Consider the following 25,678-nt stretch of genomic DNA (forward strand, 5'->3'; position numbering starts at 1 on the left):
AGGGCAACCTTCGCGAGCAAAGAAGCACTCCCCATGAAAAAGCTCGTGGTCTTCGATCTCGATGGTACTCTTGCGCAGAGCAAGTCCGCTCTCGATGACGAGATGGCAAAATTACTGGCCGCGCTGTCCAATGTCGCCAAAGTCTCGATCATCTCAGGCGGCGATTGGCCGCAGTTCGAAAAGCAAGTCCTCGGGCGTTTACCCTCCAGCGGCAAGCTGGATAATTTCTATTTACTCCCGACATGTGGGACGAAATTCTTTGAGTACAAGAGCGGGACGTGGGAGAAGCTATACTCGGAAGATCTTTCGCCGGATCAGAAAAAGAAAATCGTTTCCTCGCTCGAGCAAGCCATTTCGGAAACGGGCTTCCAACCTAAGGAAACGTGGGGCGAGCGGATCGAAGATCGCGGCAGTCAGATTACGTACTCTGCACTCGGGCAACAAGCCCCGCTGGACGCCAAGAAAACGTGGGATCCCGATTTCGAGAAGCGCAAGAAGATCAAGCTGCTCCTCGACAAGATGATTCCGGAATTTTCGGTTGCGCTCGGCGGATCGACGTCGATTGACGTGACCTTGCCGGGAATCGACAAAGCCTACGGGATGGGCAAGCTGCGTGACGTGTTGAGCATGCCCTTTAGCGAGATGCTCTACGTCGGCGACGCGCTCTTCCCGGGCGGCAACGATTATCCGGTGCGCTCGACCGGCACCGATTGCGTGCAAGTCCGAGATCCGGAAGAAACGAAGCGCGTGATCGAGACAGTCGTCGACTGCCTGCACTAGACTTCGCGGATCAAATCCTCACGCTTGAGGTTCGTTAGCAGCAGCTGAACGTCGTTCCACGCAAACGACTGGCCGTTGCTGTTCCATCCCAGACAATCGCCGGCGGTGAATTCGCGCTCGGCAAGTATTCGCTGCACGAACCCGACGGAGGGACCGTTCAGCTCGAGCTCGCCGTTCGCGCCGACCGTTAGAAACAAACGCGTGCCGCCATCGGCCAGCATCGCGTGGACGTTGTTAACGACGCGCAGGCGCTGCGTGGGTGAAACCGGCGTCGGCGAAACAGTTGGTGGCGCAACGACCATCGCGGCCGGAATTGCGGCGCGCACCATCGATTGCCAAATGCGCACGACGGCAGCGGAATCACCGCTGAGTGATTCGAGCGCTTTTGCCGCGCGCGCCAGCTGAGCGGAAAGCGCTGCGAGGCCTTGCGCATCGGGCTCGCCGGGAGTTTCGCCTTGCAAGAGCGGCATCGGGCTGCGCCACTCGGCGCTTGGCGTGAGCAAGAGATCGAGCACGCTGCTAATCAATGCGGTATGCGAAATCGGCGTGAATGCGAGATTGAGCGCGAGCGAACCACCGGTGCCGCCGCAGGCTTCGTGCCAAATGCCTGCGGGCAGAATCAAGAGATCGCCCGGTTCGAGCAGCACTTCGGTCGTGTCTTTCTCGTCGAACGGCTCGAGGCGTTCCCACGCTTGCGCGGTGACGTTGGGATCCGCGTATTGTGCGACGCCGTCGGCGCGAATGCTGCCGTTGGCGCGCGGCCACGGCATCGCCGGCCTGTTCGAGTAGCGCCACGTCTTCGTGCCTTCGATTTGCAGCGTGCTCGCAATGCGGCTATCGAAATGCCAATTGTAGCCGGAGCCCGGCGGTGAGAGATACGCATTGAACGAAACGCGGCACGGATAGCCGAGCTGACGTTTAATTGCCGCAACGAACGGCGCGAGCGAAACGGCGCGCGTTTCGATCTGCGAGACGCACAGGGTCGCACCCGCGTCGAAGAGCGCGACGGCTTGATCGAGATTTGCGCGAAAGGCGCTCGAGCGATGTTCGGTCGGCGTGTTCGGCATCGCGGATGTGCCGGCTTCGGTTTTGCGATCGAAGCTGGCTCGCAAGAAGTCGGGCGCAACGGCTCCCGGTGCGGTCAGCGCACGGCTGAACATCGCCGCATCAAAGAAGCCTTTGTATTTGTCTTTAGAGCCTTTGACGAACAGCGGCTTCTTGCCCCAATAGTCGTGCACGAATTCTTGCGGCGTCACGGGCGCAAGCAAAGCCCGCAGCTCGTTCCCGGCCGCTTGGACGAGTGGCACTCGTTCGCTAGAAATCATGGGTCATCGAGACTTGGCCTTGTGCGGGGGCCTCTCCCGTGGCCCGCGCTTCTTAGCCCTCGCGCAACCGTAAAGCTTGTGCGATAAGGCTAGCGATATAGCCGCCGAGTGCCCCGCAGGCAACATCGAGGATGTGCAATCGCCAACCTTCGGGCGAGCCGGTGTAGGATTGCCCGATTTCGATCAGCGCGCTATATGCAGCCATTCCAAGAATCAGGATCAGCGTGACGTGACGCCGGCCTGCGAGCCACCATGCCGCGGCGAGTCCGACAACCGCAAATGCGATTACGCTTTCGACCTTACGCAACGCGGTGTGCCAATCGAGATCGGGCGGTGATGCGAGCACGTACACAAAATCGCTGAGCGCCGCAAGATAAAACGCGACGGCGAGGATCAAGAAGATGATGAATCGTGCCGAACTCCTCAGTCGCTGAAGTCCTCGACGTAGATCGTTTCCCGCGGCGCGATGTTGACGGCGGCGACGCCGACCTTTCGCGCATCCTTGCTGAGGATGTTTGCGGCGTGTTCTGGACTGTTCATCAGACCGATATCGGCGGTAATGGCATCGCGATCGAGCGCAATATTCTCGGCCACAAAATGATATTTGTATTTTGCGTCGTGCACCCGGTCGAGCAGACCTCGGCCTTCAGGATCGACGTGTCCGAAAAAATGTTGATTCGCCATATGCAGCGCCCAGTCGAGGGCCATTGCACGTAATCGCTCGTCCGTGTGCAGCGGCGGGAGATGTTGACGCTCGCGGTCGGCATTGACGGCGCGCTCAAGGTCACGCGCTTCTTGCTCGGCGACGATCGGTGCGTGCTCGTCCGGAAATGCGAGCGGAATCGGCGATGCCGGCACAGGCCAGAGCGTCAGCAAAAAAATGGCAAGCATCAACGTTTGTCAGGCTCTAAAACGTGGTGGAGGTGAGGAGACTCGAACTCCTGACCTCTTACATGCGAAGCAAGCGCTCTACCAGCTGAGCTACACCCCCACGAGGCCGACGAGGAGGATACCGGTTCTTAGCCTCCCCGTCAATGCCTTTTTTATTTAACGGCTGAAAACGCCGTCGGTGTGAGGATCATGCTCTCGAGATAGGCGACGATCGGGCCGTTCTTCTCGGTCTCCGCACGCTTCGCGATCCAATCCGGGTCGCTCATGAATGCGTCCCATTTTTTCTGGCGCTCGGCAAGCGACTCCCATTGCAAGAGATAGTACAAGTCGTGATTCGACGGTCCGATGTAGGTCGTCCAAAAACCGGCTTGCTTGATGCCGTGCTTTTCCCAAAGCGGCAGCGTGTACGTTTCAAAGCGTTTGACGAGATCGGGAAGACGCATTGGTGCGCAGTGGTAGATGCGCAGCTCGTAGAGCACTTGAAACCTCCAATTGGTGTGCGTGTCCCGCGCCTTTGAGCACTCAGGCAGGAGATGCCTGCGATGCTTCGTGATACTGGTTTTCCCGGAGGAACGAACATGGCAGACGCGCGCAAAGTCATCATCACCTGTGCGGTAACAGGCTCGATTCACACGCCCACGATGACGCCGCATCTCCCCATCACGCCCGAGCAGATCGCAAGCGATGCGATTGCTGCATCAGAGGCGGGTGCTGCGATCCTCCACTTGCACGCGCGCGATCCGCGCGACGGCCGTCCGACTCCGGATCCGGAAGTCTTCAAGCAGTTCGTCCCCAAGATCATGGACGCGACCGACGCCGTCATTAACATTACGACCGGCGGCAGCCAAACGATGACGCTCGAGGATCGGCTTGCCGGACCGCTCGCGCTCAAGCCAGAGATGTGCTCGTGCAACATGGGCTCGATGAATTTCGGACTCTATCATCTGATCCCGAAATACAAGACCTGGAAGTACGAGTGGGAGCCGCAGTATCTCGAAGCCTCGCGCGCGGGAATTTTCAAGAATACGTTCGCCGATATCGAGCGGCTACTCAAGACGCTCGGCGACGAGCATGGCGTGCGCTTCGAATTTGAATGCTACGACGTCGGTCATCTCTACAATCTCGCGCACTTCGTCGAGCGCGGTCTCGTCAAGCCACCATTCTTCGTGCAAACGATCTTCGGAATTCTCGGCGGCATCGGCGCCGATCCTGAAAATCTCGTCCACATGCGCCGCATTGCGAACAAGCTTTTCGGCAACGATTATCAGTGGTCGATTCTTGCTGCGGGACGCCATCAGATGAACATGGCGACGATGGGCGCGGTAATGGGCGGCAACGTTCGCGTCGGACTCGAGGACTCGATTTGGCTCGGGCCCGGTCAACTCGCCGAAGGCAATGCCGATCAGGTTCGCAAGATTCGCCGAATTCTCGAAGAGCAATCGCTTGAAATCGCGACGCCGGATGAAGCACGCAAGATGCTCGGCTTGCGCGGGCGCACGCGCACCGCGGTCGGAGCGCGCTAACTACTTCAGCGCGTCGTAGGCTTGCTGCCCGAGCAGCGTGCCGATACCGGTGACCGCGTCGAAGCCGCGTTTGACCTCGCAACCGCGTGGTCCGATGCCGGGACATCCGTAGACGATCGGTTCCGGCGTCGGAATGATGCCCTTGTATTTGAGCGGCAACGGTTTGGGTGGATTGCGGAGATTGTTGTCTTTAAAGCCACGGTCGTTATCGCGCGTGATGTCGCGGAACGCCTGCGGGGCCTTCGCGGCAAGCAAGTAGAGATCGGCAGGTACGATCAACTGTTTCTGGCTGATGAGTTTTGCGTTGATGGCTGCGATCTGCGCGCCCGCGATCGCTACGCTCTCGCTCGTTCCACCGATGCCGCCGCTTCCGTATTTGTGCCAGAACACGCGGATGTGACCGGATGCATCTGCCGAAATGTCAGGGACGATACGGTTCTTGACTTCTTGCGGTCCAAGCTCGAATTCGCTTTGCGCGTTCTGCCAAGCAGGACGCGGCTCGGTTGAGACGCCGCCGCCGCTCGCATGGAGCCCGTCGTTCCAGGGACCCTCATCGATCGGACCGCCCGTGCGCCGTTCACCGATTTGCGTCCCGCCGACGCAAATGACGATCGATAGGACGCAGGGATAGGTAACCGCCGGTTGCGTCTGTCCCGGAAGCTTCGTTCCGAATTGACCGTCGTCGCCGGACGGCACGAGAATGGGTACGCCGATTGCGGCGGCTTCGAGATATGGGATCGGCGTAGGTCCAAAATCGGCAGCAACATTGTCCAACACCGGCGCAATCGCAAATGGGAAGACGATTTCATTCGTCGCCGGATCATCGAGCGCGCGCTGCAGTGCGAGTGAACCGTCGTTGCCGGGCGTGCAGAGGTCGTCGTAGCGCACTTCGATGTGAGCCAGCGGCGCGATCGTAAGAACCGAGTCAATGTCGAGCGTCGCTTCCTGTCCGCGATCGTCGCGCTCGCAGACCGTATTCTCGGGTCGCTTGTTGACGACAACCGTCGTGTGAATGTTGTCCATGCTGGCGCCTTTGGGTGCGCCGTGACTCTTCAGAAAAAGCTCAACGTCTGCGGGATCATACCGATCCGCCGCCTCCTCGATCAGTACGAGGTGCGCGCCCGCGCCGTCCAGCGTATTGTACGCGCCGGCGAAACGATCAGGCTCATACCAGGCTCCGCGGAAATCGCTCGCGGCACCCGTGTTTGCCTGAGCGAGGTGCGGCGAGAAGCCGGTTACGATGCCGCGCACCATACGGATTCCCCCGACCGGGAGCGTGATCGCCGTCGTCGGCGCGACGGCAATACGTGGGCCATTCTGGAAGGTTGCGTACGTCGTGTGGAAGGCGCGTTCTGCATTCGCGATGCTCAGCGTTCCGCCGACGACGAGGCGATTCGAGGAAACATAGACGTCCTCGGCGCCGTTGTCGTTCAAAAATTTCGCGAGCGCGTCAGTCTCCGCGCTCGAGCGGCCGAACCGCAGCGTGAACTCGTTGCGGCTGAGAAAACGATGAAATTCCGGTGCGGACGGATCGCCGACGGAGACCGCAAAGGTGTCGAGCGAAGAGTCCTTAGGCGTCAGCTCGATTTCGACGTGCAACTTTGCGGCAGCGTCGAGCGTGGGAAGACGGTGCATCCCGGCAAGGCGGGCGAGCGGAGGCGTATACTGCGTCGGCGCGGCGCCGCCGCGTTGCACGAGGGCAGCCGCCATGAGTACGACGATGCTCCAGCGAATGAGAGACGCCCGCGGGGAGAAGCGATGCAACGTTCAGCCTTTCTGGGATGCCTCACATGCGCTGTTGCAGCGTCGCAATTAACGACGGCGCGGCCGGCCGAGGCATTAGACGAAGCAGAAATCGGTCGAGAAGTTTATGAAGACCTGCGAGATTCGGGTGATCTCCTCTTCGACTCGCCTTACTACGAGCATTTAAACGAAATCGGCCAAATCATCGCGGCTACCGTTGGAAAGCGGTATGAGTACCCGCTGCGCTTTTATATCGTAAAAGGCGATTCGCCCAATGCGTTTTCCGTTCCGGGCGGCATGATCTACGTCAACGAACCACTGCTCCGCTTGGCTTCAAATCGCGATGAGCTCGGCGGCGTGATCGCGCACGAATCCGGGCACATGATCGAACACCATGTCGCCAAGAACATGGCCAAGCTTCAGACGATGAGCGTCATTGCGACGATTGGGACGATCTTGACGAGCATCATCGTTCCGGGCATCGGTGGAATTCTGGCTTCGGAAGGAGCCGACTACGCGGGCCAAATGGCCATCGCCGGCGTCGACGCAAACGTTACGCGTCACATTGAGTCGCAAGCCGACATGGTCGGCTCCGAAATCGAAGCGCAGAGCGGAGTGCTCAATCCGTGGGGTATGGTCTGGTTTTTCGAAAAGATGACCCGCGAGTTTGGGCCGGGACAAACGTCCTGGCTACAAAATCATCCGCTCGATGCGACGCGCATCGCCGGTCTCAAAGAGCACTTCAAACAGAATCCGGAACTCTTCGGCAAGTTCAAAGATACGGAAGCGATCGACGAAGTCTACTGGTAGCTTAGTGACCGACTCCGAGTAGCCACAGGATGATGATGATGCCGAGTGGCATGCCGAGCAGCCATAACAGAATGAGAATCATCTAGACCGGTCTCCGTTCAATCGAAGTGCGAGTGCGATAGTGCGTGAACGTCATCGGTTCGCCGCTTGCAAGCCAGCCGCCGATGACCGATCCGATGAGTCCGATCAGAATGCTGGTCAGCGCTGCGAGCGCGCTATTGCGTACGACGTCGGGCGCTGTCGTCGCCGACGTGGCAGCTGCAACCAGCGGCGATGCACCGATCAAACCGCCGTACCAACCACCGAACGCCTGACCCGCGCCGGCCGCAAGTGCGAGCAGCATTAGCGGCAGCGCGATCAGCCAGCCGATAGCGGCGTGCAAAATCGATGGTTCGGAATGACTATATCCCGCGATCTTTCCGGCGACCCAGCCGCCGGCGAGAAACGCGAAGAATCCCGCAACGACAACGGCGATCAAATCGATGAGCGCGACCTTATGAAACGACGTAAGCGGATGAGCTGCGCTTGCGCCTATAACCGTCGCGACAAGGCCGAGCACGACGGAAACGGCAAGAGATGTGAGTGCACCGACCCAAGCGGCACTCCAATTAACGGGCCATGAATTCACTAGCATTGACGACGCTTGTTCCAAGAATCGCCAATATCAAAACGTAGTCGGCGCCTTTACGGTCCAGGCGTCGTCGCCCGAATGCTCGAGATAACCCGCCACTTCGAGTGCTTGCAAGACCTCGACAGTCAGGGCGCGTTCGTGTTTGTTCGGCATGCCCGCCCAACGCATCGCGATCTCGCCGGCTTCGAGCTGCGCGCCCGGAACGAGCAGCTCGCGAACGAATTGTATGCGAAGACCTGAGCGCTCCATGCGGCGCGCATGTGGTTCGAGTGCCGACTCGAGTGGGTCGCTGTCCCTCGACTCCGCACCCTCGCTCGGCGAGGGTGCTACGCTCGGGATGACACTAGGGGGCGGGCTCGCTTGCGGAGCGTTCTGTGTGCCGACGAGATGTGCGGTGCGAGACAAGAATGCGTCCGTGACGCGCGGGAAATGCTCGCCGAGCGCGACTGCGGCAGTCTGCCACGGAACTGCGTTGAGCTCGCGCGGGCGTTTCGCGAGTGCGCTCCAAATCTTGCGCGCTACAACTTCGGGCGAGACGCGCATCGGTTTCGGTGCGCCGGCGAGACCTGCGCGTTCCATGAACGGGGTATCGACGACACCGGGATCGACGTACGTCACGGCGACGCCGAAGCGTTGCAATTCGCGGCGCAGGAGCGAGGTCGCTGAGCGCAGCGCGGCTTTCGCCGGAGAATACGCCCCAAGTCCATCGACGGGGACACGCGCGACACCAGAGCCGACCATTACGACGTGACCGCGCGCTGCTTGCAACGCGGGAAGCGCTTCACGCACCAGCGCTATTGGCCCCGTGACATGCGTTGCAAATTGGCGTCTCAGCGCCTCATCCGTTTGCTCGACGAGCGCTCCGGCCGATGCTTCTCCGGCATTGTTGACGAGCACATCGATTCGTCCGCATTTCTCGAGCGCAAAGGAGACGATCCGTTTGGCCGCGCCGGCCTCGCCGACGTCTGCAACCAGCGTAGCGACGCCGGTGAGCTCACCGAGCCGCGTAGCATCGCGACCGACGCCGACCACGCACAATCCGGCCCGTACCGCACGCAGCGCAAGGGCACGGCCGATTCCGGAAGATGCCCCTGTTATAAGGATCGTAGTCACGTCGCACCGACCAATCTCAAGTGATTTGCATAGGCCGCCTTCACGTCCATCGGCGGTGCGTAGTAATCCGATTCAATCAGCTCCGGTTGCGGCGCGGAGGCGACGTCGGATTCGGCGCGTGCAAAACGTGCGAGCGCTTCGACGACGGGCTTCGGCGAGCCGTCCGCACGCCACGCGCCGAAGCGAAATTCGTGCGGCGCTCGATCGAAGGGCGGCGTGTCCCGTAGCCTTTGGTCGTAATCGGTGTAGCACCACCAATATGCGCCCAGCGCTCCGCGCTTTTGAAGACGTTCGATAACGGCGGTCGCATATGCCGCCATTTCCGCCTCGTTCAAGCAAGGATGTCCTGAAAGATTCGGTCCCTCGGGACATTCCGGATTTCCGAACTCGCTGACCAACACGCGCTTGTTGCTGAACGACGCCATTAGCTCGTAGTAGAACGGCATGACTTCGGGATCGAGGCGGTCACGCGCAAACGTCGCATAGGCCGAGTAGCCGTGCATCGTCGCAAAATCCCATGGCGCGCACATCGCCGACGGACGAATATTACGATCTTGCTCGACGTCTTCGCCATGGAGTCCGCCGGTCACCGGAAGTGCGGAAGCGCGCCGCAGCTCGTGCGTCAGCATGTCACTCCAGCTCAAGCCGTCGGCGATCGTCGTAGGCGTCCGAAGGTTGCTGAACTCGTTGCCGAGATCCCAAGCCTCTATCGTTTCGTTTCCGCGAAAGTGCGCGCCGATTGTGCGAACGGCGAAACGTTGCGCATCCAGCAACGGTCCGCGAGCGTACATGTCGCCGATTCCCCACGGCTCGACTTTGCCGTTCGCAATTGTGCGAAAACGCACCGACGGGCTCCCACGGTCGAGCGTCCAGCGCGGTAGCCAATTGACGCCGCTCATGTGGCCGCAAAAGAGCGTGGGCATCCCACGCAGACGGTGCGCGGCCAGAAGCTCGAGGAGCCGCTCCATCTTGGCGAGCGAGTCGCGATCTATGCGATCTTCGTCGGGTTGGAAGGTCTCCCACATCAAGAAGAAGCGCACGCTCTGTAAACCGGCGGCCGAAATGCGCGAAAAATCCTCTTCGAGCGTATCCGGATCGAAATGCGTCCACATCGACATTGCGGTGCGAGCCGGCCAATAGTTGATTCCAAGACGAAACGGCGGCATACTCCTGGGGTATGGATTCCCATCGCGATGGTCCTCCGCGCGTCGGCATCATTATGGGGAGTCGATCCGATTTGGAGACGATGCGCGCTGCAGCGACCACGCTGCAAGAACTCGGCGTCAGCTTCGAAATGAAGGTCGTCTCCGCGCACAGGACGCCGGACCTCATGTTCGAGTATGCCTCGAGTGCCGCGACGCGCGGGCTGAAGGTCATCATCGCCGGTGCGGGCGGTGCAGCGCACCTTCCGGGGATGGTCGCAACCAAGACGATATTACCGGTAATCGGCGTTCCGGTCGAATCGCGCTCGCTCAAAGGACTCGACTCGCTGCTCTCGATCGCACAAATGCCCTCCGGAGTCCCGGTTGCGACGATGGCAATCGGTGGTGCGGCGAACGCAGCCTTGTACGCTGCCCGAATTCTTGCGCTCGATGATGCCGAGCTTGCGAAGCGTATCGCAGCGCGTATCGAATCGACAAAGCGCGAAGTCGAAAACACGACGCTGTGAGCTTCGGAACGATTGGAATTCTCGGTGGCGGCCAGCTCGGCCGCATGCTGACTCTCGAAGCCAAGCGGATGGGCTATCGCGTGATCACGCTCGAGCCGCTTCCGAATTCACCGTGCGGACAAGTCGCTGACGAGCAGATCGTCGCGGCGTACGACGACCTGCGCGCAATCGGCGAGCTCGGTGCGCGATCCGATGTCATCACGTACGAATTCGAGAATATCCCGCGCGAAGCGGTTGAAGCGCTCGAAAACGATCGCCGCCTCGTGCGTCCCGATGCAAGCGTATTGCGCGCGACGCAAGATCGTATTTTGGAAAAGACGTTCTTGCGCAAGAACGGTGTCTCGACCGCCGATTTCGCACCGGTCGCGAACGAGAGCGAGCTTGCCTTCGCCGAAAAGACGATTGGGTATCCGGCAGTTCTCAAGACAACGACCGGCGGCTACGACGGGAAAGGCCAATGGGTCGCGCGTTCGAGCGAACAAGGCCGCGCCGCGCTCGTTGCTAGCAAGGGCGCGCCGCTGATTTTCGAGCGCATGATTCCCTTCGATCGCGAGCTGGCGATCATCGCGGCCCGTAACATTCGCGATGAGATCGTCACCTTTCCGGTTACCGAAAACATCCACGATCACGGCGTGCTCTCGACGACGATCGTCCCGGCACGCGTACCGGCGCGCGATGCCCAGCGCGTCCGTGAGATCGCGATTACGATCGGCCGCGCGCTCGGCATTACCGGCGCCTTTGCCGTTGAATTCTTTTGGAGCGAGAGCGGTGAGCTGCTCGTCAACGAGATTGCACCGCGCGTGCACAACAGCGGGCACTACTCGCTCGATGCAACGCAAATCTCGCAGCACGAAGCCCACATCCGCGCGATCTGCGATCTGCCGCTGGTCGAGCCGCACATGTTGGCGCCGGCTGCGGTGATGGTAAATATACTCGGCGCGGGCAGCGGCGATCAGCTGGACGGAATCGACATCGTCCTGCGCGAACGCGATCTCAAGCTGCATCTTTATGGTAAGGCTCACGCGGCGTTGCGCCGCAAGATGGGCCACTTCACGGTCCTCTCTTCCGACGTAGCAGCAGCGCTCGCCGTCGCGGAACGAGCGCGCACGCACTTGCGATGGAGCGATCGCCGTCAAGGGATCGCCGTATGATCGACTGAGCTTCGAGGACGATTACGAACGTCCGGTAATTCGAGCCGCGGCCGGCGACGTACGCGGACTCGATGTGCTCGATCTCGGCCCGGCGGGCAGCGAACACGCGCAGTGGCTCGACGAACACGGCGCGCGCATTGTCTCGGTCGATCCGAACGAACACGATCTCCGCGAGCCGCTGCCGCAACAAAAAGAATCCGTCGATCTCGTATTCTCGTCGCTCACGCTGCACTACGTGCGCGAGTGGGAGCCGCTCTTCCGTGAATTCCGGCGGGTTACGCGTCCGGGCGGATCGCTCGTGTTCTCAACGCACCATCCGTGCCGCGGCTTGCACGACGGCCTCGGGGTCGACTACTTCTCAACCGGACTCGTCGTCGATGATTCTCGCCGTTACTGGCGCCGCCCATTGCAATCGATCGTCCACGCAATCGTCGAGACGGATTGGCGCATCGTCAAAATCGTCGAGCCACGCATCGCCGAAGCGGTCGATCCGTGGTTCGTCGTCGTGAAAGCGAGCCGCTGAAGCTTTAGGGCGGGCCGAAAATCGAGAGCAGGTGTCCGTCGGGATCCGTGAACGACGTCGTCCACTCTTCGCCGCCTTTGACTTCGTGTGGTTCGTCGACGAATTTGACGCCTTGCTTCTTGAGCTTGTCGTACTCGGTTTTAACGCCTTCGACCCCGAAGACGACCTCGGTTGCTCCGATCAGCGAGGAGCTGTGTTGCGCGTGCGCGCGACTCAGCGCGAGCGTCGTCCCGCCGGCATCGAAGAACGCGAAATCTGCATTTTGCGACGTGAGCTGTAAGCCCAACTGGTCTCGGTAGAACGTTATGGATCGGTCCATATCCGATGCGCCGAGCATCACGATCGAAATGCTTAGTAACATTGCGTCCGTGGCTTGGGCGGGATGTCGGTGAAGGCCTGCGGCCGGTCCCACCAGTCATGGCTGCGTGCCGCGAGCTGCTCCGCGGAGGGCTCCGGAGGAGTCCGAAGACGCAGCGCTTCCTCATAGTAGCCGCAGTAGCGCTCGACCATACGGTCGATCGTGAACATCTCTTCGACGCGCCGGCGGCACGCGTGCCGCGAGAGTCCCGCGAGCTCCGGGACACGTGTGACGGCTGCGGGTACGGAATCGCAGAGGTAGCCGGTGACGCCGTCGACGACGATTTCGCGGGTCGATCCCATTCGTGCGCCGAGGACCGGCGTGCCGCACGCCATCGCTTCAACCATCGTGAGACCGAAGCGTTCGGGTCGCGTCGTCATGTGCACGAGTGCGAGCGCGTCACGCAAAAGCTTGTCGCGCGCTTCGCGCAGCACCGGGCCGAGATCTTGAATTTGGTCGCCATCGATGTGTGGTGCGATCATTTCTTTGAAGTAGTGCTCGTCTTGTGGAATGGCTGCCATCTTGAGGCGAACGCCGGCTTTCTTTGCAATCTCGATCGCTAGATGCGCGCCCTTTTCAGGATGCCATCGACCGAGGAAGACGAGATAGTCGCCTGGCTGGGCGACGAACGTGAACTCCCCCGGATCGATGCCGTTGTAGGCTGTACCCAAATATCCTAAACCCGGATCGCGATCCGAATCACTGATCGAACAGAAAAAGCTGCGGTGCGCGCAGCGATAGTACGCGCCGAGAATCGGCGGCGACGAGAAGCCGTGAATCGTCGTGAGCATCGGCGGCGACGTCGTTGCAAGCGCGTATGTCAGCGGCTTCCAATCGAAGTTGTTGTGAATCAGATCGAACTCGCCGGCGCGCTCGAACAATGACGCGATGTGCAGCGAGCTGTAGACCTCACCGTTGAGCGCGGGATCTTCATTCAATCCAACCGGAACGGTCGAGACCAGCTTTGCACGCGTTTGCGAGTTGCCGGTCGCAAACAACGTGACGTCGAGTCCGCGCGCCAGCATTCCCTCGGCGATGTTATACGCGATCTGTTCCCACGGACCGTAGCCCGCCGGCGGCGATGGCCACGAGATCGACCCGAGTATTGCGAGTCGAAGACCCGCCAAGCTCACGCGCGGTGGAAGACGATGTTGCCCGCTTTGATGACGGCTAGCGGGCGTTTGAGTGGAAGAGCGGTGCGCTCCAAATCATCGTCGAGCAGCAAGAGATCAGCGGGAGCACCGGCTTTGAGGACGCCTTCGCTGATGCCGAGTAAATCGCCCGAGATCTGCGTCGCCGCATTCAGTGCTTCGCGCGGCGTCATCTCGAGCATCTGCGTCATCAGCTCGATTTCGCGTCCATAGTCCTCGTGCTTGTTGCACGGCGTTCCGGCATCCGATCCTCCGGCGATGCGCACGCCGCCTTTGCGTGCACGCAGGATGTTGGCTTGCAGCTGCTCGCCGACCATTTTGGCTTTGTCGATCGCGTACTTCGGTATGTCGAAATCGCTCGCGTTCTCGATGATGCCCATGAGGGCGTTCAACGTCGGGACGAGCGTCGTGCCGTGCTGTTTCATCAGCGCGACGCCTTCCTCGTCGATGTAGCTTCCGTGCTCGATCGACGTGACACCCGCGCGAATTGCGTTCTTGATGCCGTTCGCGCCGATCGCGTGCGCGGCGACGCGCATGCCGTGTGTTTTCGCTTCCAGAATTCCGGCGCGCATCTCTTCCTCGCTGAGCTGGTCGTTGCCGACGACCGCACCGGGCGTCAAGACACCGCCGGTCGCGATCATCTTGATGCAGTCGGCGCCCGATTTGAGTTGCTCGCGAACGGCCTTGCGCACGTCCCAGGGTCCGTCGGCTTGGCGCGAATCGAACCACCAACCATGGCCGCCCGTCATACAAATCGCTTTGCCGGCGGCGACGACGGTCGGACCTTCGATGAGTCCTGCGCGAATGGCGTTGCGCACTTCGACGTTGTTGCGCGCGCTCGAACCGAGATCGCGTAGCGCGGTCACGCCGGCGCGCAGCGCCTTCTGCGCGCTCGCGACGGCGGAGAGCAGGCGCTGCTCTTCGTTTTTCACGATGAAGACCGTCAGCGTTTGCGGCTCGCCGTTCATTTCCAAGTGCGCGTGGGCGTTGATCAGCCCCGGGACGATGGCTGCGGCTTCGCGATCGGCTTTCGCACCGTCGCCGGCAGGCTCGATACTTACAACCTTCGCCTGATCGATCGTAATGATGACGTTGGTTCTCGGCGCGTCCAATGTGCCATCATAGAATTTTCCAGCTTTTATGCGCATCGGCGCCAGCGTTCGCGCCTAGGGTAACATTCCCCGCGCGAGAGTGCGATCGTTACTGACGAGGAGCAGCTCGTTGCCGGCCGGTGGACGCTCGACGAACAACGAGGCGGAACCGTCGTGTGCGACGAGCTCGCCGAGATCTCGCGGTGGAGACGAACCGGCTGCGATATAGAGATGATAGCCCGGGCGGCCGTCATCGGCGATCGCGTACATCCACGAACGGTCGCGCGCGTAAATCACTTTGACGGCCGGAGCGCCGGTGACAAGCGACGCCAGCTGTATGTGCTCGAAATGTGCATGCGTCATCGCGACTTGCGCGCGCGCGTCTTGACTGCTCGTCCCCGGCTTGACCGTCAAGAACGGGATTGTCCCGGCTGCAACGAGCAGCCCGACGACAAATGCCGCAGCGATCGCCATGCGCGCGGCAGGCATCATCCAGAAATTCCCGAGGGTGGTTCGGCGCGGTGCACCGTAGGCCGGGAGCAAGCTCGTCATCTGCGCGAGCGTTTCTTCCGCGTTGGCGAGAGCGCGAATGCATTCATCGCACGTCGCCAAATGTTGTTCGACGTTCGCGCGTTCTTCCGGTGAGAGGTCGCCGAGCGCGTATAGCTCGAGCTCGTCGCCGAGATGCGTGCTCATGAGGTTGCTCCTTGCTTGGCGCCGAGTTCGCGGGCGAGCTTGCGCAATGCGAGCGCAAGCCGGCTTTTGATTGTGCCGAGCGGTTCGCCGAGGGCGTCCGCGATCTCGCGGTGCGTCAATCCACCGAAGTATGCGAGCTCGAGCGCTCGTCGTTGTTCCGAGGAAAGCGTGTCGAGCGCGCGGCGCACACGTGCGCGCTCGACATGATCCGCAACCTCGAACTCCGTCGTCGCCTCGCCGAGAGCTTCACGTGCGTCGATTGCACGGTGACGCGCGTCGGCTCGGCGCCGCGTCAGCGCTTCATTTCGCACGCAAGCGATGAGAAACGCGCGTAGCGACCCGCGCTCCGGCGAATAGGCGTCGCGATTCTGCCAGACGCGAACGAAGACGTCGTGCACGCAGTCCTGTGCGTCGTCCGGTGCGCGCAGCAGGTGCATAGCAACGGAGAAACACACGTCGGCGTGCGACCGGTAGATCTCGTCGAGGTCCACTAGCCAAGCATCTTGTCGCTGAGCGCGATCTTCCCCCCGTTGATCGTGACTTGCCGATATGCAAGCGTGGAAAGAAGTTTGTCCGCTGGAAGATCGGCAACCGGCCCTGGCGCTGCGGCCTTCCCCGGTGCGGGTTGGGGATACGCGGTTCCCGCCGCAGTACGGAACTGAATCTTCCCTTCGGTGTGCTCGAGGATCTGGTGAATGTGTCCATTGAGCACGGTGACGTTGTCGAAGCGTTGCAGCATCGAGACGACTTGCGCGCCGTCCTCGGTGAGCCAGCCCCACGGCTGATAGACCGTGTAGAGCGGGACGTGACCGAATACGACGATCGGGGTCGACGGCTTTTGCGCAGTCAGATCTTTGCGGACCCAATCGAGCTGGTCGTTACCGATCAATCCCATTTTCTCGAAGTTGAAGACGTTTACGAGTGCAACGTAGTGGGCGCCATCCAGGTCGAACGAATACCATCCGCTGGGTGCGTCTTTGCGCGCGAAGTTTTGGAAATACGTTTTCAGGCCGTCATCGCCGATGACGTCGTGCTCGCCGGGGATCACCATTAGCGGTGCGCGCAGCGTCCCGAGGATTTGCTTGGCGGAATCGTATTGCGCCGGCTTGGAGAGATGCGTGACGTCACCGGTATGGATGACGAACTTTGGCTGCACCGGTAGCGCGTTGATCGCGTCGACGGCTATCTTCAGCGTCGCTTCGGGATTCGTGTTCGGGGCTTGGTGAAAGCCGATGTGACTGTCGCTGATCTGCACGAAGGTCAGCATATCGGCGGCCGAGGCCGGAGCGGTGACGAGACCGGACGCGCCGATCGTGTAAGCCAGGCCGAGACCCGTCCAGCCGACATGCTCGAGAAAATCGGTGCGCTTCATTGAACGATGACCGTTCCTTTCATGTAAGGATGCAGTGCGCAGAAGTATGCAAACGAGCCGGCTTTGGAAAAAACGCGAGTGTACTGCTCGTGCGTATCGAGGCCACCTGAGTCGAATAGCTTATCGGCCGAGTCGACCGTGTGTGCGTCCGTGTCGTCGTTGACCCACTCGACGGCGTCACCGGATTTGACGTGGATCGTCGCCGGAACGAAGGCAAAGTTTTTCATGTGGACGACGATCGCGGGCTTGGGGATGGGCGTAGCGGAGCTGGCCTGCGCGATGAGCGCGGCGAGCAAGAATGGCATCATGTCCTTACTACGCGCGAGGGGGCGGTAGCGGATGACTTTCTGGGTAAGAGAGTCGCGGTGACGTTCTTACGCTCGCTTCTCGTCTGCTTGCTGGTCGTAGCGCCGATTCTTGGAAACGCAACCGCGAACGCGGTTGTCCCGGCGCCGACGCTTTCACCGGCCGCGAATCCGGCCGCTCCACTGGATCGCTATTTCGGAACGATGCAGATGAGCCCGATCGGAATTCGCAACGGCGTCGACGCGCTGGCGCGCTACTATACGTGGCGCACCGAAACCGACGCGGATCTCGTGCACGATGCGGAATGGATCGAGCAAGCACTCTTTGCGTGGCAGCAGCAATATCCGCGCGACAACTGGCTTCAGCCGACGGCATTTCACTTGATGGAGCTCTACGCGGAAATCCAGACGCAAGACGCGCGCAACCACGCGATCGACATGCTGCACCACATCGTCACGAATTGGCCGGATTCGAAATACGCGCATCTCGCGCGGCTGCGTATCGAGCAAGGCTTCCCGCCGTTCCACGAAGAGCCCACGATGCGTCCGACGATCACGCCGTCACCGACGCCGACCCCATTCGGTATGACGCCGTCGCCGAGTCCAACACCGGTTCCAACCGCAACGCCGACGGAAACTCCGTCACCTACACCGACGCCGTCTCCAACTCGCCGCCCACCCCATGGGCTCTTCGGGCGCTAGTTATCCCACTGTTATCCTGAGCGTAGGCGCGAAGCGCCGTAGTCGAAGGACAGCGACAGAGGTGAAGGACGAGGTTGTCGCTGCCCTTCGACTTCGCTCCCTTCGGTCGCTACGCTCAGGGTGACACGGAAGCGCCTACACTCAGGGTGACACGGAAGCGCCTACGCTCGGGATGACAAGGAGCATTAATCGGGTGGGGCAGTTTCCGTTTTTACCCAATCGCGCCAGCCGGTCGGCAATTCGGGGACAAGCATCTCGCTCAGGCGTTCATGATCGAAGAAGTAGATGCGCATCATTTCCCGCAGCGTGAGCTTGTGATCGGGCTTGTAGATGACTTCGACAGCGTCACCGGGGCCGACGTCGCCTTCCTGCACGATGCCGAGATAGGCGCCGGGACGTAACGCGTCTGCAAAGCGCTTGACAAAGCGTTGATCGTTCATGACGAAGCCAAGTTTGTAGCACGGCACGCGCGGCGACGTCACTTGCACGACGGCGTTGCCGATGTGCCAGCGCTCGCCGATCAGCGCGCCGCTGATGTCGACGCCGCTGAGCGTGAGGTTCTCGCCGAATTTTCCGTGCGGTATCGTTCGGCCGAGACGGTCTTGCCACCACAAATAGTCTTCGAGCGCGTACGCGTACGCTGCGCGTTCGGGACCGCCGTGCACGCGACGATCGGCTTGATCGTCGCCCCGCAAATTGACGCCTTCGAGCCGCAGACGCCCGTCGTACGGCGTTTTGAGAATCGCGGTTCGAATCGGTTTCCCGCGATATTCAATCGTCTTAACTTGCCCGATGTTGATCGAGACGACTTGAGGGCTATGCTCGGGAATCACCCAGCGGCTGCAGCTTCTAGCGCTTTGTATGTCTTCGAGGTCAGCTCGTGATCGAGTGCGCCGGCGAGCGTGCGCGACGCCAGCCGCACTTTGTCGAGATCGACGCCCGTTTCGATCCCCATGCCGTGCAGAAGATAGAGCACGTCTTCGGTCGCAACATTACCTGAAGCGCCCGGTGCGTACGGACATCCACCAAGGCCACCGCTCGATGCATCGAACGTGGCGATCTGCATCTCAAGCGCCGCGACGATATTTGCAAGCGCCGTACCGCGCGTGTCGTGGAAGTGCATCGCGAGCCGTTCTACCGGCAGGTGTGTCTGCAGCGCGGCGGACAGCTCGACAACTTGATTCGGTGTTGCTACACCGATCGTGTCGCCGATCGAGATCTCGTCGATTCCCATCTCGGCGAGCGACTCGGCGACGCGCACGACGTTCTCAACCGGCACTTTGCCTTCGTAAGGGCAACCGAAGCACGTCGAGATATAACCGCGCACCCACATCCCGGCTTCACGCGCACGCCGGGTGACGGCGCCGAACACGTCGAGAGATTCCTCGATCGACATGTTGATGTTGCGCTTCGTGAACGTTTCGCTTGCGGCGGTGAAGACCGCAATCGAGCGCACACCGGCATCGATCGCGCGGTTGAGCCCTTTTTCGTTCGGAACGAGCACGAGATACGTGACGCCGTCGCGCTTCTTGATCGTGCGATAGACTTCGTCGGCGTCCGAGAGCTGTGGAATTGCTTTCGGGCTCACGAACGATGTCGCTTCGATGACCGCCAGGCCCGAATCCGTGAGCAGATCGATGTAACGGATCTTGTCGGCCGTCGGAATGTGGGCTTTTTCGTTTTGCAATCCGTCGCGGGGGCCGACTTCAACGACCTTGACCCGCGGAGGAAGGTTAGTAAGACTGAGCGCGCTCATCGGCACCTACAACACCGAACGTCAGGTGATAGTGACGAGGCGTTCGCCGGCGGCGACGAGTGCGCCCGGGGCGACGGCGATCTCACGGACGGTCCCCGCGACCGGCGCCTCAATGCGATGCTCCATCTTCATTGCTTCGAGTACGACCAGCAGCGCGCGTTCCTCGACTTCTTCGCCCTCTTGCACCGCGACCGCGACGATCTTTCCCGGCATCGGCGCGACGACGGTCCCATCGCCGCCGCCGGTTGCGTGAACGTCGACATCCGAGCGGGGCGGTGCAGCCAGCGTGTAGCGTGCACTATTCGTATCGCCGAGCGCGACTTCGCCCGAAATGTCGCCCGAAATCTTCCAGCGATCGCCTTCAATCAAACTGGCGCGCAAACGAACGGTGCGGCCGCCGACGGAAAGATCGAGCGGAATACCCGTCGACCCGACGCGCCAGGATGCGCCGTCGCGAAGCGCCGCCGCTGCCGCGCCTAGAATATCGTCGTCATCGACGTCCTCGGACGCAGCATCGAAGCCTTCGGGCAAACGTTCGTTCAAGAAATTCGTGCTGGTCGCGCCTGCGTTGAACGCTTCGTCGCGCAAGATCCATTGCAGAAGCGGAAGATTCGTGCGAACGCCGCTGATCTCGAGCTCGTCGAGCGCGCACGAAAGCCGGCGAATCGCAGCCTCACGTGAACCACCCCACGCGATGATCTTCGCGAGCATCGGGTCATACCAAACGCCCACCTCGCTTCCCGGTGCGATGCCGGAGTCGACACGAATACCCGGACCTTCGGGAGCGATCCAACGCGTCACCGTTCCGCTCGACGGTAAGAACGTCGAAGGATCCTCGGCGTACAAACGCACCTCGATCGCCCAACCGCGCGGCGAGAGATCGCGCTTGAACTCGGGGCGCATGCCATCTCCGCTCGCAAGCTCGATCTGCGCGCGAATGAGATCGACGCCGTAGGCAAGCTCCGTGACCGGATGCTCGACTTGAATGCGCGTGTTCATTTCCAGGAAATAAAACTTGCCCTCATCGACGAGAAACTCGACGGTGCCGGCGTTTTCGTAGCCGACCGAACGGGCTGCCGCGATCGCTGCCTGTCCGAGACGCGTGCGTAACGCATCGTCGATCGCGACCGAGGGCGCCTCTTCCAAAATTTTCTGATGGCGCCGCTGAATCGAACATTCGCGCTCGCCCATGTGTACGGTCGCGCCGAATTTGTCCGCGAGGACTTGCACTTCGATGTGCCGCGGCTTGCGCAGATATTTTTCGAGCAGGACGCGATCGTCGCCGAACGCGCTCTTAGCTTCACGTCGCGCTGCGTCGAGCGCTTCATCGAATTGCGCGATGTCCTCGACGATACGCATGCCGCGCCCGCCCCCGCCCGCGCTGGCCTTGATCAAGACCGGCGGCCCAATGCGTTGCGCTTCGGTGCGCAAGCGCGCGCTCGATTGATCGTCGCCGTCGTAGCCGGGAATCGTCGGAACGCCGTTTTTGCGCACGAGGCGCTTCGACTCGATCTTACTGCCCATTGCAGCGATAGCTTCCGTGGGCGGCCCAACGAACACGAGTCCGGCGTCGCGCACCGCCGACGCAAATGTCGCGCTTTCGGCGAGAAAACCATATCCCGGATGGACCGAATCCGCGTCCATCGCACGCGCCGCATCCAGGATCGCGCCGATGTTGAGATACGACTCGAGCGCGGGTGGCGGCCCGATGCGCGCGCTTTCGTTCATGACGCGACGATGGAATGCGCGCTCGTCGGCATCCGAATAGACGCCGAGCGGTACAATTTCCATCTCGCGGGCCGCGCGCGCGACGCGAACCGCGATCTCGCCGCGATTCGCGATGAGGAGGCGTCGAATCATTCGGATATCCAGCGCGGCTTGCGGCGTTCCAAAAACGCTCGCAGGCCCTCTTGGCCTTCCTCGCTGACGCGTTGCGCCGCGATTGCGCGCGCCGAAATCGCGCGCGTGTCATCATACGATGCGTCGCAAATGGCTGCCAGCGCGCGCTTCGCCGCGGTTACTGCCGTCGGACTTGCGGTCATCAATTCATCGAGCACGCGCGCAATCGTGTCGTCGAGCTCCGATTCCGGAACGACATGATGCACGAGACCGATGCTCAAAGCACGTTTGGCGTCGAAGCGCTCGCCCGTCAAGAACAATGCACGAGCCTGCGATAGTCCGATCTTGGCCACCACGAACGGAGCGATCGTTGCGGGAATGATTCCGATCTTCGTCTCGGTGAAGCCGAAGATCGATCCCTCAGCGGCTACGACGACGTCGGAGACGGCACACAAACCGGATGCGCCGGCGATGGCAGCGCCGTGGACGCGCGTGATAACCATCTTGCTGCAACGGTCGATCGCGCGATACATATCCGACATTGCCTCGGCATCGCGGCGATTCGCGTCCTCGCTGAGCTCGAGCGATGCGCGCATCCAATTGATATCGGCGCCGGCGCTGAACATCTTGCCTTCGCCGGATAAGACGACGGCCCGCAACTCCGGCCGGCGGTCGATGTCGGCAAAGGTCCGGCTGAGCTCGGCGATCAGCTCGGCATTGAATGCGTTCCGCACGTCGGGCCGGTTGAGCGTGACGCGAGCGACCGTGCCATTCCGTTCCACCGAGAGGCGTGCGAGAGGCTCCATGGGGCTGCGGCTTCTGCGCGAAGGTAAGGCGGCCTACCGCGGGCCTACCGCGAATAGCCTATCGTTGGCACTTGATGGAAACGGTTAATAAGCCGGTTTATCGCCACTCGGTCGCCGCACGTGCAACGCACTGGCTGTGGTTTGTTGCAATTCTCGTCCTTGTGACGAGCGGCTTGCAGATTTTCAACGCCGCGCCGTACCTTGACGCCTCCGATAAGAGCAATCCGGCAAGGCGCGTCCTCTCGTTCGATGCGCAGCAAGGTCCGCACGGATCGATCGGGACGACGACGATCTTCGGCCACGAGTTTCAGACGACGGGCTTGTTCGGCTACACCGATGACGGCGCGGGCGCGCAAGAAGAACGCGCTTTCCCGGGCTGGATCACGCTGCCAAATTATCAAGATCTTGCGGACGGACGCCGCTGGCATATCTTCTTTGCATGGGTGCTCGTCGTTGCGTGGTCGTCATACGTGATCTCGGCGGCGATCCGCGGCGATCTCAAAGACTTGATAGCACGTCCGTCCGATTTCAAAAAAGCGTTACCGATGCAGCTCTACTATCTCAAGCTGCGTCGCGATCCGCCCGAGCACGGCAAATACAATCCTTTGCAAAAGATCACGTACACGCTCGTGCTCTTCGTGCTCGTTCCGCTCATCATCCTCACGGGGCTTGCGCTCTCGCCGGGCGTTGATGCGATCGCCCGACCGCTTACAGCCGTGTTCGGCGGGCGTCAATTCGCCCGATTGTGGCACTTCACGTTCATGGCGCTGCTGATCATGTATTTCGGCGTGCACATGTTCTTCGTGATCACGACGCGGCCGATCGAGAATCTCAAGTCGATGATCACGGGTTGGTATCGGCTCGGCAAACACGACGGAGTCGGACCGTGAAGCGCGGCTTCTTCCTCGCATCGCTTGGGCTAACGGGATGCGGCTATCATCTCGGCAACAAGCTCAACGAAACGACGTGGATTCACAACGCGCTCGGCGTCGTTCAGCCGCTCGATCACCGCATCATCGGGACGCGCGGAATGGCTCGTCTTTATACGGACGTGGCAGTCGACCGTGATTTTCGCACGAACGGTTTCGATCCGCCGATGACGACGGAATATACGCGCTGGGCGACGGACGATTTTCGCGGCTATAAGCTGATCGTCGACGGACTGGTCGATCGGCCGCAAGCGTTCACGCTTGCGGAACTGCGCGCGATGCCGCAGCTGACGCAAATCACACGCCACGATTGCGTCGAAGGATGGAGTGCGATCGGCAAATGGTCCGGCGTCCGACTCGGCGATGCAATCGCGATGGCGATGCCGCAGCACGGCGCGCGCTACGCGGTGTTCCATTGTATGGATACGACCTCCGACATGTCGCTCTACTACGAGAGCCTCGACTTGCACGAAGCAGCGCATCCGCAGACCGTGCTTGCTCTCAAACTGAACGACGCGTCCCTCGATCCCGCGCACGGCGCACCGGTGCGGTTACGCGTTCCCACGCAACTCGGCTACAAGAGCGCGAAATGGGTGCGGCGCATCGAGCTCGTTGCGTCATTCTCCGCGATCGGCGAAGGCAAAGGCGGCTATTGGGAAGATAACGGCTACGAGTGGTACGCTGGAATTTAGGCTCCTAGATTGTGCCGAACGATTGCGCGGCTCGGCGTGGGTCGAGCCACGATTTCGAATCCCGCACGCTTGAACGTCGATAGCAATCCGACGTACACGGGTTGTCTTGTTACGTAGGGGTATGCTTCGAGCGCGGGTGCTTTTGCGCGCTTAGCTTCCTTGACCGCGGCGGCGATCAATGCCGACACGATGCCTTTACGACGGTAGCCCTTCCGCACGTAAGAGCACGAGAGTGACCAAACGGGCAAATCGTCAACTCGTGGTGAGACGCGTCGTTGATCGAGAATTGGGAGGTCGGCGCGCGGCGTCACCTGGCACCAGCCAACCGCGAGCTCACCCTCAAAGGCGAGCAATCCCGGCGGCGGACCGTGCTTGACGATGCGCCCGAACGCGCGTTTGTTCTCAGAGCGTTCGCGCTTCTTGTACTCTTTGCCGATGCGCCAGTACATGCACCAGCAGCCGTCCGTTGCGCCACGCGGGCCGAAGAGATCCTCGAGCGCCGGCCAGAGATCGGGCGTCAGAGGACGAACCCTAAGCATGGGAGGCACTACGATACGTGATGACACTCTTCCGGGTCAGCATCGAGGTCGCCGGTATCGATGAAGCGACCGCGTTCTATTCAGAGCTGCTCGACATGCCGGGGAAACGCCATCCCGGCGCGCGCCATTATTTTGATATCGGTGAGGTAACACTGTCGGTCCTCGACGTCTCGGCGGGCGGCGAAAATCCACAACCGTGCCCGACTCTCTATTTCGCGGTCGACGACGTCCATGCCGCGCACAAGCGTGCAAAGGCGCTCGACGCTCTCGCGACGTTCATGGTGCACGACGAACCGGCAAGTGAAGTACTCGAGCGTCCGTGGGGCGAGCGCTCGTTCTACGTCATCGATCCTTGGGGAAACCAGCTTTGCTTCGTCGAGCAAGGCACGCTTTATACTTAGAGCAGCGCCGGATATCCGATGAGCTCGGCCTCGCGTTCGTACTCGAGCACGACCGCGTAGGCTGATTCGTCTGCGAGCTCGACGGCGCCGAGCATCAGTGGTTCGCAGATCTCGCGACCCTGCGGATCGTGAATCACGCTTGTCAGCGTTTGGCGTAGGATGCGAAAGATGCTCGCGTCGATCCGTGCGGAGGTTGCAAAGGGTGGCGCCGGCGACGCTGGCGTCTCAGCGATCACACGCGTTTCGGCAACAGCATCAGGTCGATAGCGCTGCAAGAGTGCGTACGTAACGCAATCGACGGCTGCTGCGTCCACCTGACCGGCCGCGACGAGCTCGATGCTCGCGGCGTGACTGCCACTTACGACTCGTTCTTCGAAGAAACGCCCGTCGCGATGATATGACGCGAAGAGGCGTCGCGGCAGATTCATACCTGAATTGGAATCAGGTTCGTTGATCGCGAATGTGCCGCCACGCAGAGATTCGATATCACGCGCGTTCGAGCTCGCCCGTACGACGATGAAACTGCGATGTAAGCGGCCGTCACATCCGGGCGCCGTGTAGCATGGGATTCCCAGCACGTGAAATTGCGTACGCGCGGTCGTGAAGATCGGATAGCCGCAGGTTTGCGTGAAAAGACACTTGCTGTTCCAATCGACGCCGTACGGTACGTCGCGGTCCAGCCGCTGCGGAAGGTCTTCGATCCCGCGTTCGGCGAGCTTGGTGCGGAGCGCAGTCCAAAACGCATCCGTCGCTTCGCGAATTTCCGGCAGATCGTACCACGGCATGCTTGCAAAGAGCTGTTGCGGTACCGACCATGTCTTTTCCGGAGCGAGCGTCATGGTCGCGTTTTCAGGCGTGACGATCGCCGCGTCCTGCAAAGTT

The 25,678-nt window shown here is 61.0% G+C and carries 31 protein-coding genes and 1 tRNA gene; 10 read left to right on the forward strand and 22 right to left on the reverse strand.

Translation table 11 applies throughout. From position 1 onward, the window contains the following. Positions 1 to 33 precede the first annotated feature (33 nt). On the forward strand, positions 34 to 780 hold the full coding sequence (locus tag VGG22_11180) for an HAD-IIB family hydrolase (GenBank protein ID HEY1728928.1): 747 nt from the start codon (positions 34 to 36) through the stop codon (positions 778 to 780). On the opposite strand, the gene VGG22_11185 is transcribed toward VGG22_11180, so the two are convergent. From VGG22_11185 to VGG22_11205, 5 genes are all read right to left on the reverse strand, one after another. Then, a complete protein-coding gene (locus VGG22_11185) occupies positions 777 to 2,087 on the reverse strand; it encodes a cupin domain-containing protein (GenBank protein ID HEY1728929.1) in 1,311 nt (436 codons plus the stop codon). The two genes, VGG22_11180 and VGG22_11185, sit on opposite strands and share 4 nt — an antisense overlap. 70 nt (positions 2,088 to 2,157) lie before the next feature. After that, positions 2,158 to 2,502 carry a hypothetical protein gene (locus VGG22_11190; GenBank protein ID HEY1728930.1) on the reverse strand — a complete coding sequence of 115 codons (345 nt, stop codon included), beginning with the start codon at positions 2,500 to 2,502 and terminating at the stop codon, positions 2,158 to 2,160. 26 nt (positions 2,503 to 2,528) lie between these two features. Continuing rightward, on the reverse strand, positions 2,529 to 2,996 hold the full coding sequence (locus VGG22_11195) for a CAP domain-containing protein (protein HEY1728931.1): 468 nt from the start codon (positions 2,994 to 2,996) through the stop codon (positions 2,529 to 2,531). A gap of 24 nt (positions 2,997 to 3,020) precedes the next feature. After that, a tRNA-Ala gene (locus tag VGG22_11200) sits at positions 3,021 to 3,096 on the reverse strand. Between the two features lie 52 nt (positions 3,097 to 3,148). Continuing rightward, positions 3,149 to 3,475 (reverse strand): NIPSNAP family protein, encoded by a 327-nt coding sequence (locus VGG22_11205; protein ID HEY1728932.1) that lies wholly within the window; start codon positions 3,473 to 3,475, stop codon positions 3,149 to 3,151. Between the two features lie 99 nt (positions 3,476 to 3,574). Between VGG22_11205 and VGG22_11210 the strand changes: the two genes are divergently transcribed. Then, a complete protein-coding gene (locus tag VGG22_11210) occupies positions 3,575 to 4,519 on the forward strand; it encodes a 3-keto-5-aminohexanoate cleavage protein (protein ID HEY1728933.1) in 945 nt (314 codons plus the stop codon). On the opposite strand, the gene VGG22_11215 is transcribed toward VGG22_11210, so the two are convergent. Beyond that, positions 4,520 to 6,229, reverse strand: coding sequence for a protease pro-enzyme activation domain-containing protein (locus VGG22_11215; GenBank protein ID HEY1728934.1), 1,710 nt, complete (start codon positions 6,227 to 6,229; stop codon positions 4,520 to 4,522). Positions 6,230 to 6,277: 48 nt separating this feature from the next. Between VGG22_11215 and VGG22_11220 the strand changes: the two genes are divergently transcribed. Then, the gene (locus VGG22_11220; protein ID HEY1728935.1) at positions 6,278 to 7,072 is read left to right on the forward strand and encodes a M48 family metalloprotease; all 795 of its coding nucleotides are present in this window, start codon (positions 6,278 to 6,280) and stop codon (positions 7,070 to 7,072) included. 82 nt (positions 7,073 to 7,154) lie between these two features. Here the strand turns inward: VGG22_11220 and VGG22_11225 are convergent, their stop codons facing one another. From VGG22_11225 to VGG22_11235, 3 genes are read right to left on the reverse strand one after another with little or no spacing between them, the layout of a single operon-like run. Further along, positions 7,155 to 7,700, reverse strand: a complete 546-nt coding sequence (locus VGG22_11225; GenBank protein ID HEY1728936.1) for a hypothetical protein — start codon at positions 7,698 to 7,700, stop codon at positions 7,155 to 7,157. A 36-nt stretch (positions 7,701 to 7,736) separates the two neighbouring features. Then, on the reverse strand, positions 7,737 to 8,816 hold the full coding sequence (locus VGG22_11230) for an SDR family NAD(P)-dependent oxidoreductase (GenBank protein ID HEY1728937.1): 1,080 nt from the start codon (positions 8,814 to 8,816) through the stop codon (positions 7,737 to 7,739). Beyond that, a complete protein-coding gene (locus VGG22_11235) occupies positions 8,813 to 9,982 on the reverse strand; it encodes a hypothetical protein (protein HEY1728938.1) in 1,170 nt (389 codons plus the stop codon). Before VGG22_11235 ends, VGG22_11230 begins: the two co-directional genes overlap by 4 nt. A gap of 11 nt (positions 9,983 to 9,993) precedes the next feature. Here VGG22_11235 and purE point away from each other — a divergent pair, with 11 nt between their 5' ends. Genes purE through VGG22_11250 form a run of 3 tightly spaced genes read left to right on the forward strand, consistent with a single transcriptional unit; the run spans position 9,994 to position 12,159 of the window. Next, positions 9,994 to 10,485, forward strand: coding sequence for a 5-(carboxyamino)imidazole ribonucleotide mutase (purE, locus tag VGG22_11240; GenBank protein ID HEY1728939.1), 492 nt, complete (start codon positions 9,994 to 9,996; stop codon positions 10,483 to 10,485). Next, positions 10,482 to 11,636, forward strand: coding sequence for a 5-(carboxyamino)imidazole ribonucleotide synthase (gene purK / locus VGG22_11245; GenBank protein ID HEY1728940.1), 1,155 nt, complete (start codon positions 10,482 to 10,484; stop codon positions 11,634 to 11,636). Before purE ends, purK begins: the two co-directional genes overlap by 4 nt. Positions 11,637 to 11,640: 4 nt before the next feature. Continuing rightward, positions 11,641 to 12,159, forward strand: coding sequence for a class I SAM-dependent methyltransferase (locus VGG22_11250; GenBank protein HEY1728941.1), 519 nt, complete (start codon positions 11,641 to 11,643; stop codon positions 12,157 to 12,159). Between the two features lie 4 nt (positions 12,160 to 12,163). Here VGG22_11250 and VGG22_11255 read toward each other — a convergent pair whose 3' ends face one another. Genes VGG22_11255 through VGG22_11285 form a run of 7 tightly spaced genes read right to left on the reverse strand, consistent with a single transcriptional unit; the run spans position 12,164 to position 17,135 of the window. Further along, the gene (locus VGG22_11255) at positions 12,164 to 12,520 is read right to left on the reverse strand and encodes a VOC family protein (GenBank protein ID HEY1728942.1); all 357 of its coding nucleotides are present in this window, start codon (positions 12,518 to 12,520) and stop codon (positions 12,164 to 12,166) included. After that, positions 12,511 to 13,644, reverse strand: a complete 1,134-nt coding sequence (locus VGG22_11260) for a glycosyltransferase family 4 protein (protein HEY1728943.1) — start codon at positions 13,642 to 13,644, stop codon at positions 12,511 to 12,513. The genes VGG22_11255 and VGG22_11260 overlap by 10 nt, the downstream gene beginning before the upstream one ends. Before the next feature lie 2 nt (positions 13,645 to 13,646). Beyond that, positions 13,647 to 14,816, reverse strand: coding sequence for an amidohydrolase family protein (locus VGG22_11265; GenBank protein HEY1728944.1), 1,170 nt, complete (start codon positions 14,814 to 14,816; stop codon positions 13,647 to 13,649). A gap of 18 nt (positions 14,817 to 14,834) precedes the next feature. Beyond that, positions 14,835 to 15,455 carry a zf-HC2 domain-containing protein gene (locus tag VGG22_11270; GenBank protein ID HEY1728945.1) on the reverse strand — a complete coding sequence of 207 codons (621 nt, stop codon included), beginning with the start codon at positions 15,453 to 15,455 and terminating at the stop codon, positions 14,835 to 14,837. Continuing rightward, the gene (locus VGG22_11275) at positions 15,452 to 15,946 is read right to left on the reverse strand and encodes a sigma-70 family RNA polymerase sigma factor (GenBank protein ID HEY1728946.1); all 495 of its coding nucleotides are present in this window, start codon (positions 15,944 to 15,946) and stop codon (positions 15,452 to 15,454) included. The genes VGG22_11270 and VGG22_11275 overlap by 4 nt, the downstream gene beginning before the upstream one ends. Continuing rightward, positions 15,946 to 16,827 carry a metallophosphoesterase gene (locus VGG22_11280; GenBank protein ID HEY1728947.1) on the reverse strand — a complete coding sequence of 294 codons (882 nt, stop codon included), beginning with the start codon at positions 16,825 to 16,827 and terminating at the stop codon, positions 15,946 to 15,948. The genes VGG22_11275 and VGG22_11280 overlap by 1 nt, the downstream gene beginning before the upstream one ends. Beyond that, on the reverse strand, positions 16,824 to 17,135 hold the full coding sequence (locus VGG22_11285; protein HEY1728948.1) for a cupredoxin family copper-binding protein: 312 nt from the start codon (positions 17,133 to 17,135) through the stop codon (positions 16,824 to 16,826). Before VGG22_11285 ends, VGG22_11280 begins: the two co-directional genes overlap by 4 nt. Before the next feature lie 57 nt (positions 17,136 to 17,192). On the opposite strand from VGG22_11285, the gene VGG22_11290 reads away from it, so the two are divergent. After that, positions 17,193 to 17,834: a hypothetical protein gene (locus VGG22_11290; GenBank protein ID HEY1728949.1), complete on the forward strand. Its 642-nt coding sequence runs from the start codon at positions 17,193 to 17,195 to the stop codon at positions 17,832 to 17,834. Between the two features lie 185 nt (positions 17,835 to 18,019). On the opposite strand, the gene VGG22_11295 is transcribed toward VGG22_11290, so the two are convergent. From VGG22_11295 to VGG22_11310, 4 genes are read right to left on the reverse strand one after another with little or no spacing between them, the layout of a single operon-like run. After that, complete coding sequence (locus VGG22_11295; protein HEY1728950.1) at positions 18,020 to 18,667, reverse strand: MOSC domain-containing protein; 648 nt, start codon at positions 18,665 to 18,667, stop codon at positions 18,020 to 18,022. Further along, a complete protein-coding gene (locus VGG22_11300) occupies positions 18,664 to 19,590 on the reverse strand; it encodes a hydroxymethylglutaryl-CoA lyase (protein ID HEY1728951.1) in 927 nt (308 codons plus the stop codon). Before VGG22_11300 ends, VGG22_11295 begins: the two co-directional genes overlap by 4 nt. A 21-nt stretch (positions 19,591 to 19,611) precedes the next feature. After that, complete coding sequence (locus tag VGG22_11305) at positions 19,612 to 21,450, reverse strand: biotin carboxylase N-terminal domain-containing protein (GenBank protein HEY1728952.1); 1,839 nt, start codon at positions 21,448 to 21,450, stop codon at positions 19,612 to 19,614. Continuing rightward, positions 21,447 to 22,235 carry an enoyl-CoA hydratase-related protein gene (locus tag VGG22_11310; GenBank protein HEY1728953.1) on the reverse strand — a complete coding sequence of 263 codons (789 nt, stop codon included), beginning with the start codon at positions 22,233 to 22,235 and terminating at the stop codon, positions 21,447 to 21,449. The genes VGG22_11305 and VGG22_11310 overlap by 4 nt, the downstream gene beginning before the upstream one ends. 74 nt (positions 22,236 to 22,309) lie before the next feature. Between VGG22_11310 and VGG22_11315 the strand changes: the two genes are divergently transcribed. Then, positions 22,310 to 23,125, forward strand: a complete 816-nt coding sequence (locus tag VGG22_11315) for a cytochrome b/b6 domain-containing protein (protein HEY1728954.1) — start codon at positions 22,310 to 22,312, stop codon at positions 23,123 to 23,125. Further along, entirely contained in the window at positions 23,122 to 23,856 is a 735-nt protein-coding gene (locus VGG22_11320; protein HEY1728955.1) for a molybdopterin-dependent oxidoreductase, read from the forward strand. Before VGG22_11315 ends, VGG22_11320 begins: the two co-directional genes overlap by 4 nt. On the opposite strand, the gene VGG22_11325 is transcribed toward VGG22_11320, so the two are convergent. Next, on the reverse strand, positions 23,853 to 24,395 hold the full coding sequence (locus VGG22_11325; protein ID HEY1728956.1) for a GNAT family N-acetyltransferase: 543 nt from the start codon (positions 24,393 to 24,395) through the stop codon (positions 23,853 to 23,855). The genes VGG22_11320 and VGG22_11325 overlap by 4 nt on opposite strands. 20 nt (positions 24,396 to 24,415) lie before the next feature. Here VGG22_11325 and VGG22_11330 point away from each other — a divergent pair, with 20 nt between their 5' ends. Beyond that, positions 24,416 to 24,796 carry a VOC family protein gene (locus VGG22_11330; GenBank protein HEY1728957.1) on the forward strand — a complete coding sequence of 127 codons (381 nt, stop codon included), beginning with the start codon at positions 24,416 to 24,418 and terminating at the stop codon, positions 24,794 to 24,796. Here the strand turns inward: VGG22_11330 and VGG22_11335 are convergent. Beyond that, the gene (locus VGG22_11335) at positions 24,793 to 25,674 is read right to left on the reverse strand and encodes a PhnD/SsuA/transferrin family substrate-binding protein (GenBank protein HEY1728958.1); all 882 of its coding nucleotides are present in this window, start codon (positions 25,672 to 25,674) and stop codon (positions 24,793 to 24,795) included. The two genes, VGG22_11330 and VGG22_11335, sit on opposite strands and share 4 nt — an antisense overlap. Positions 25,675 to 25,678: the final 4 nt, after the last annotated feature.

It is taken from the genome of Candidatus Baltobacteraceae bacterium (assembly GCA_036489885.1).
Taxonomy (GTDB): Bacteria; Vulcanimicrobiota; Vulcanimicrobiia; order Vulcanimicrobiales; family Vulcanimicrobiaceae; genus JAFAMS01.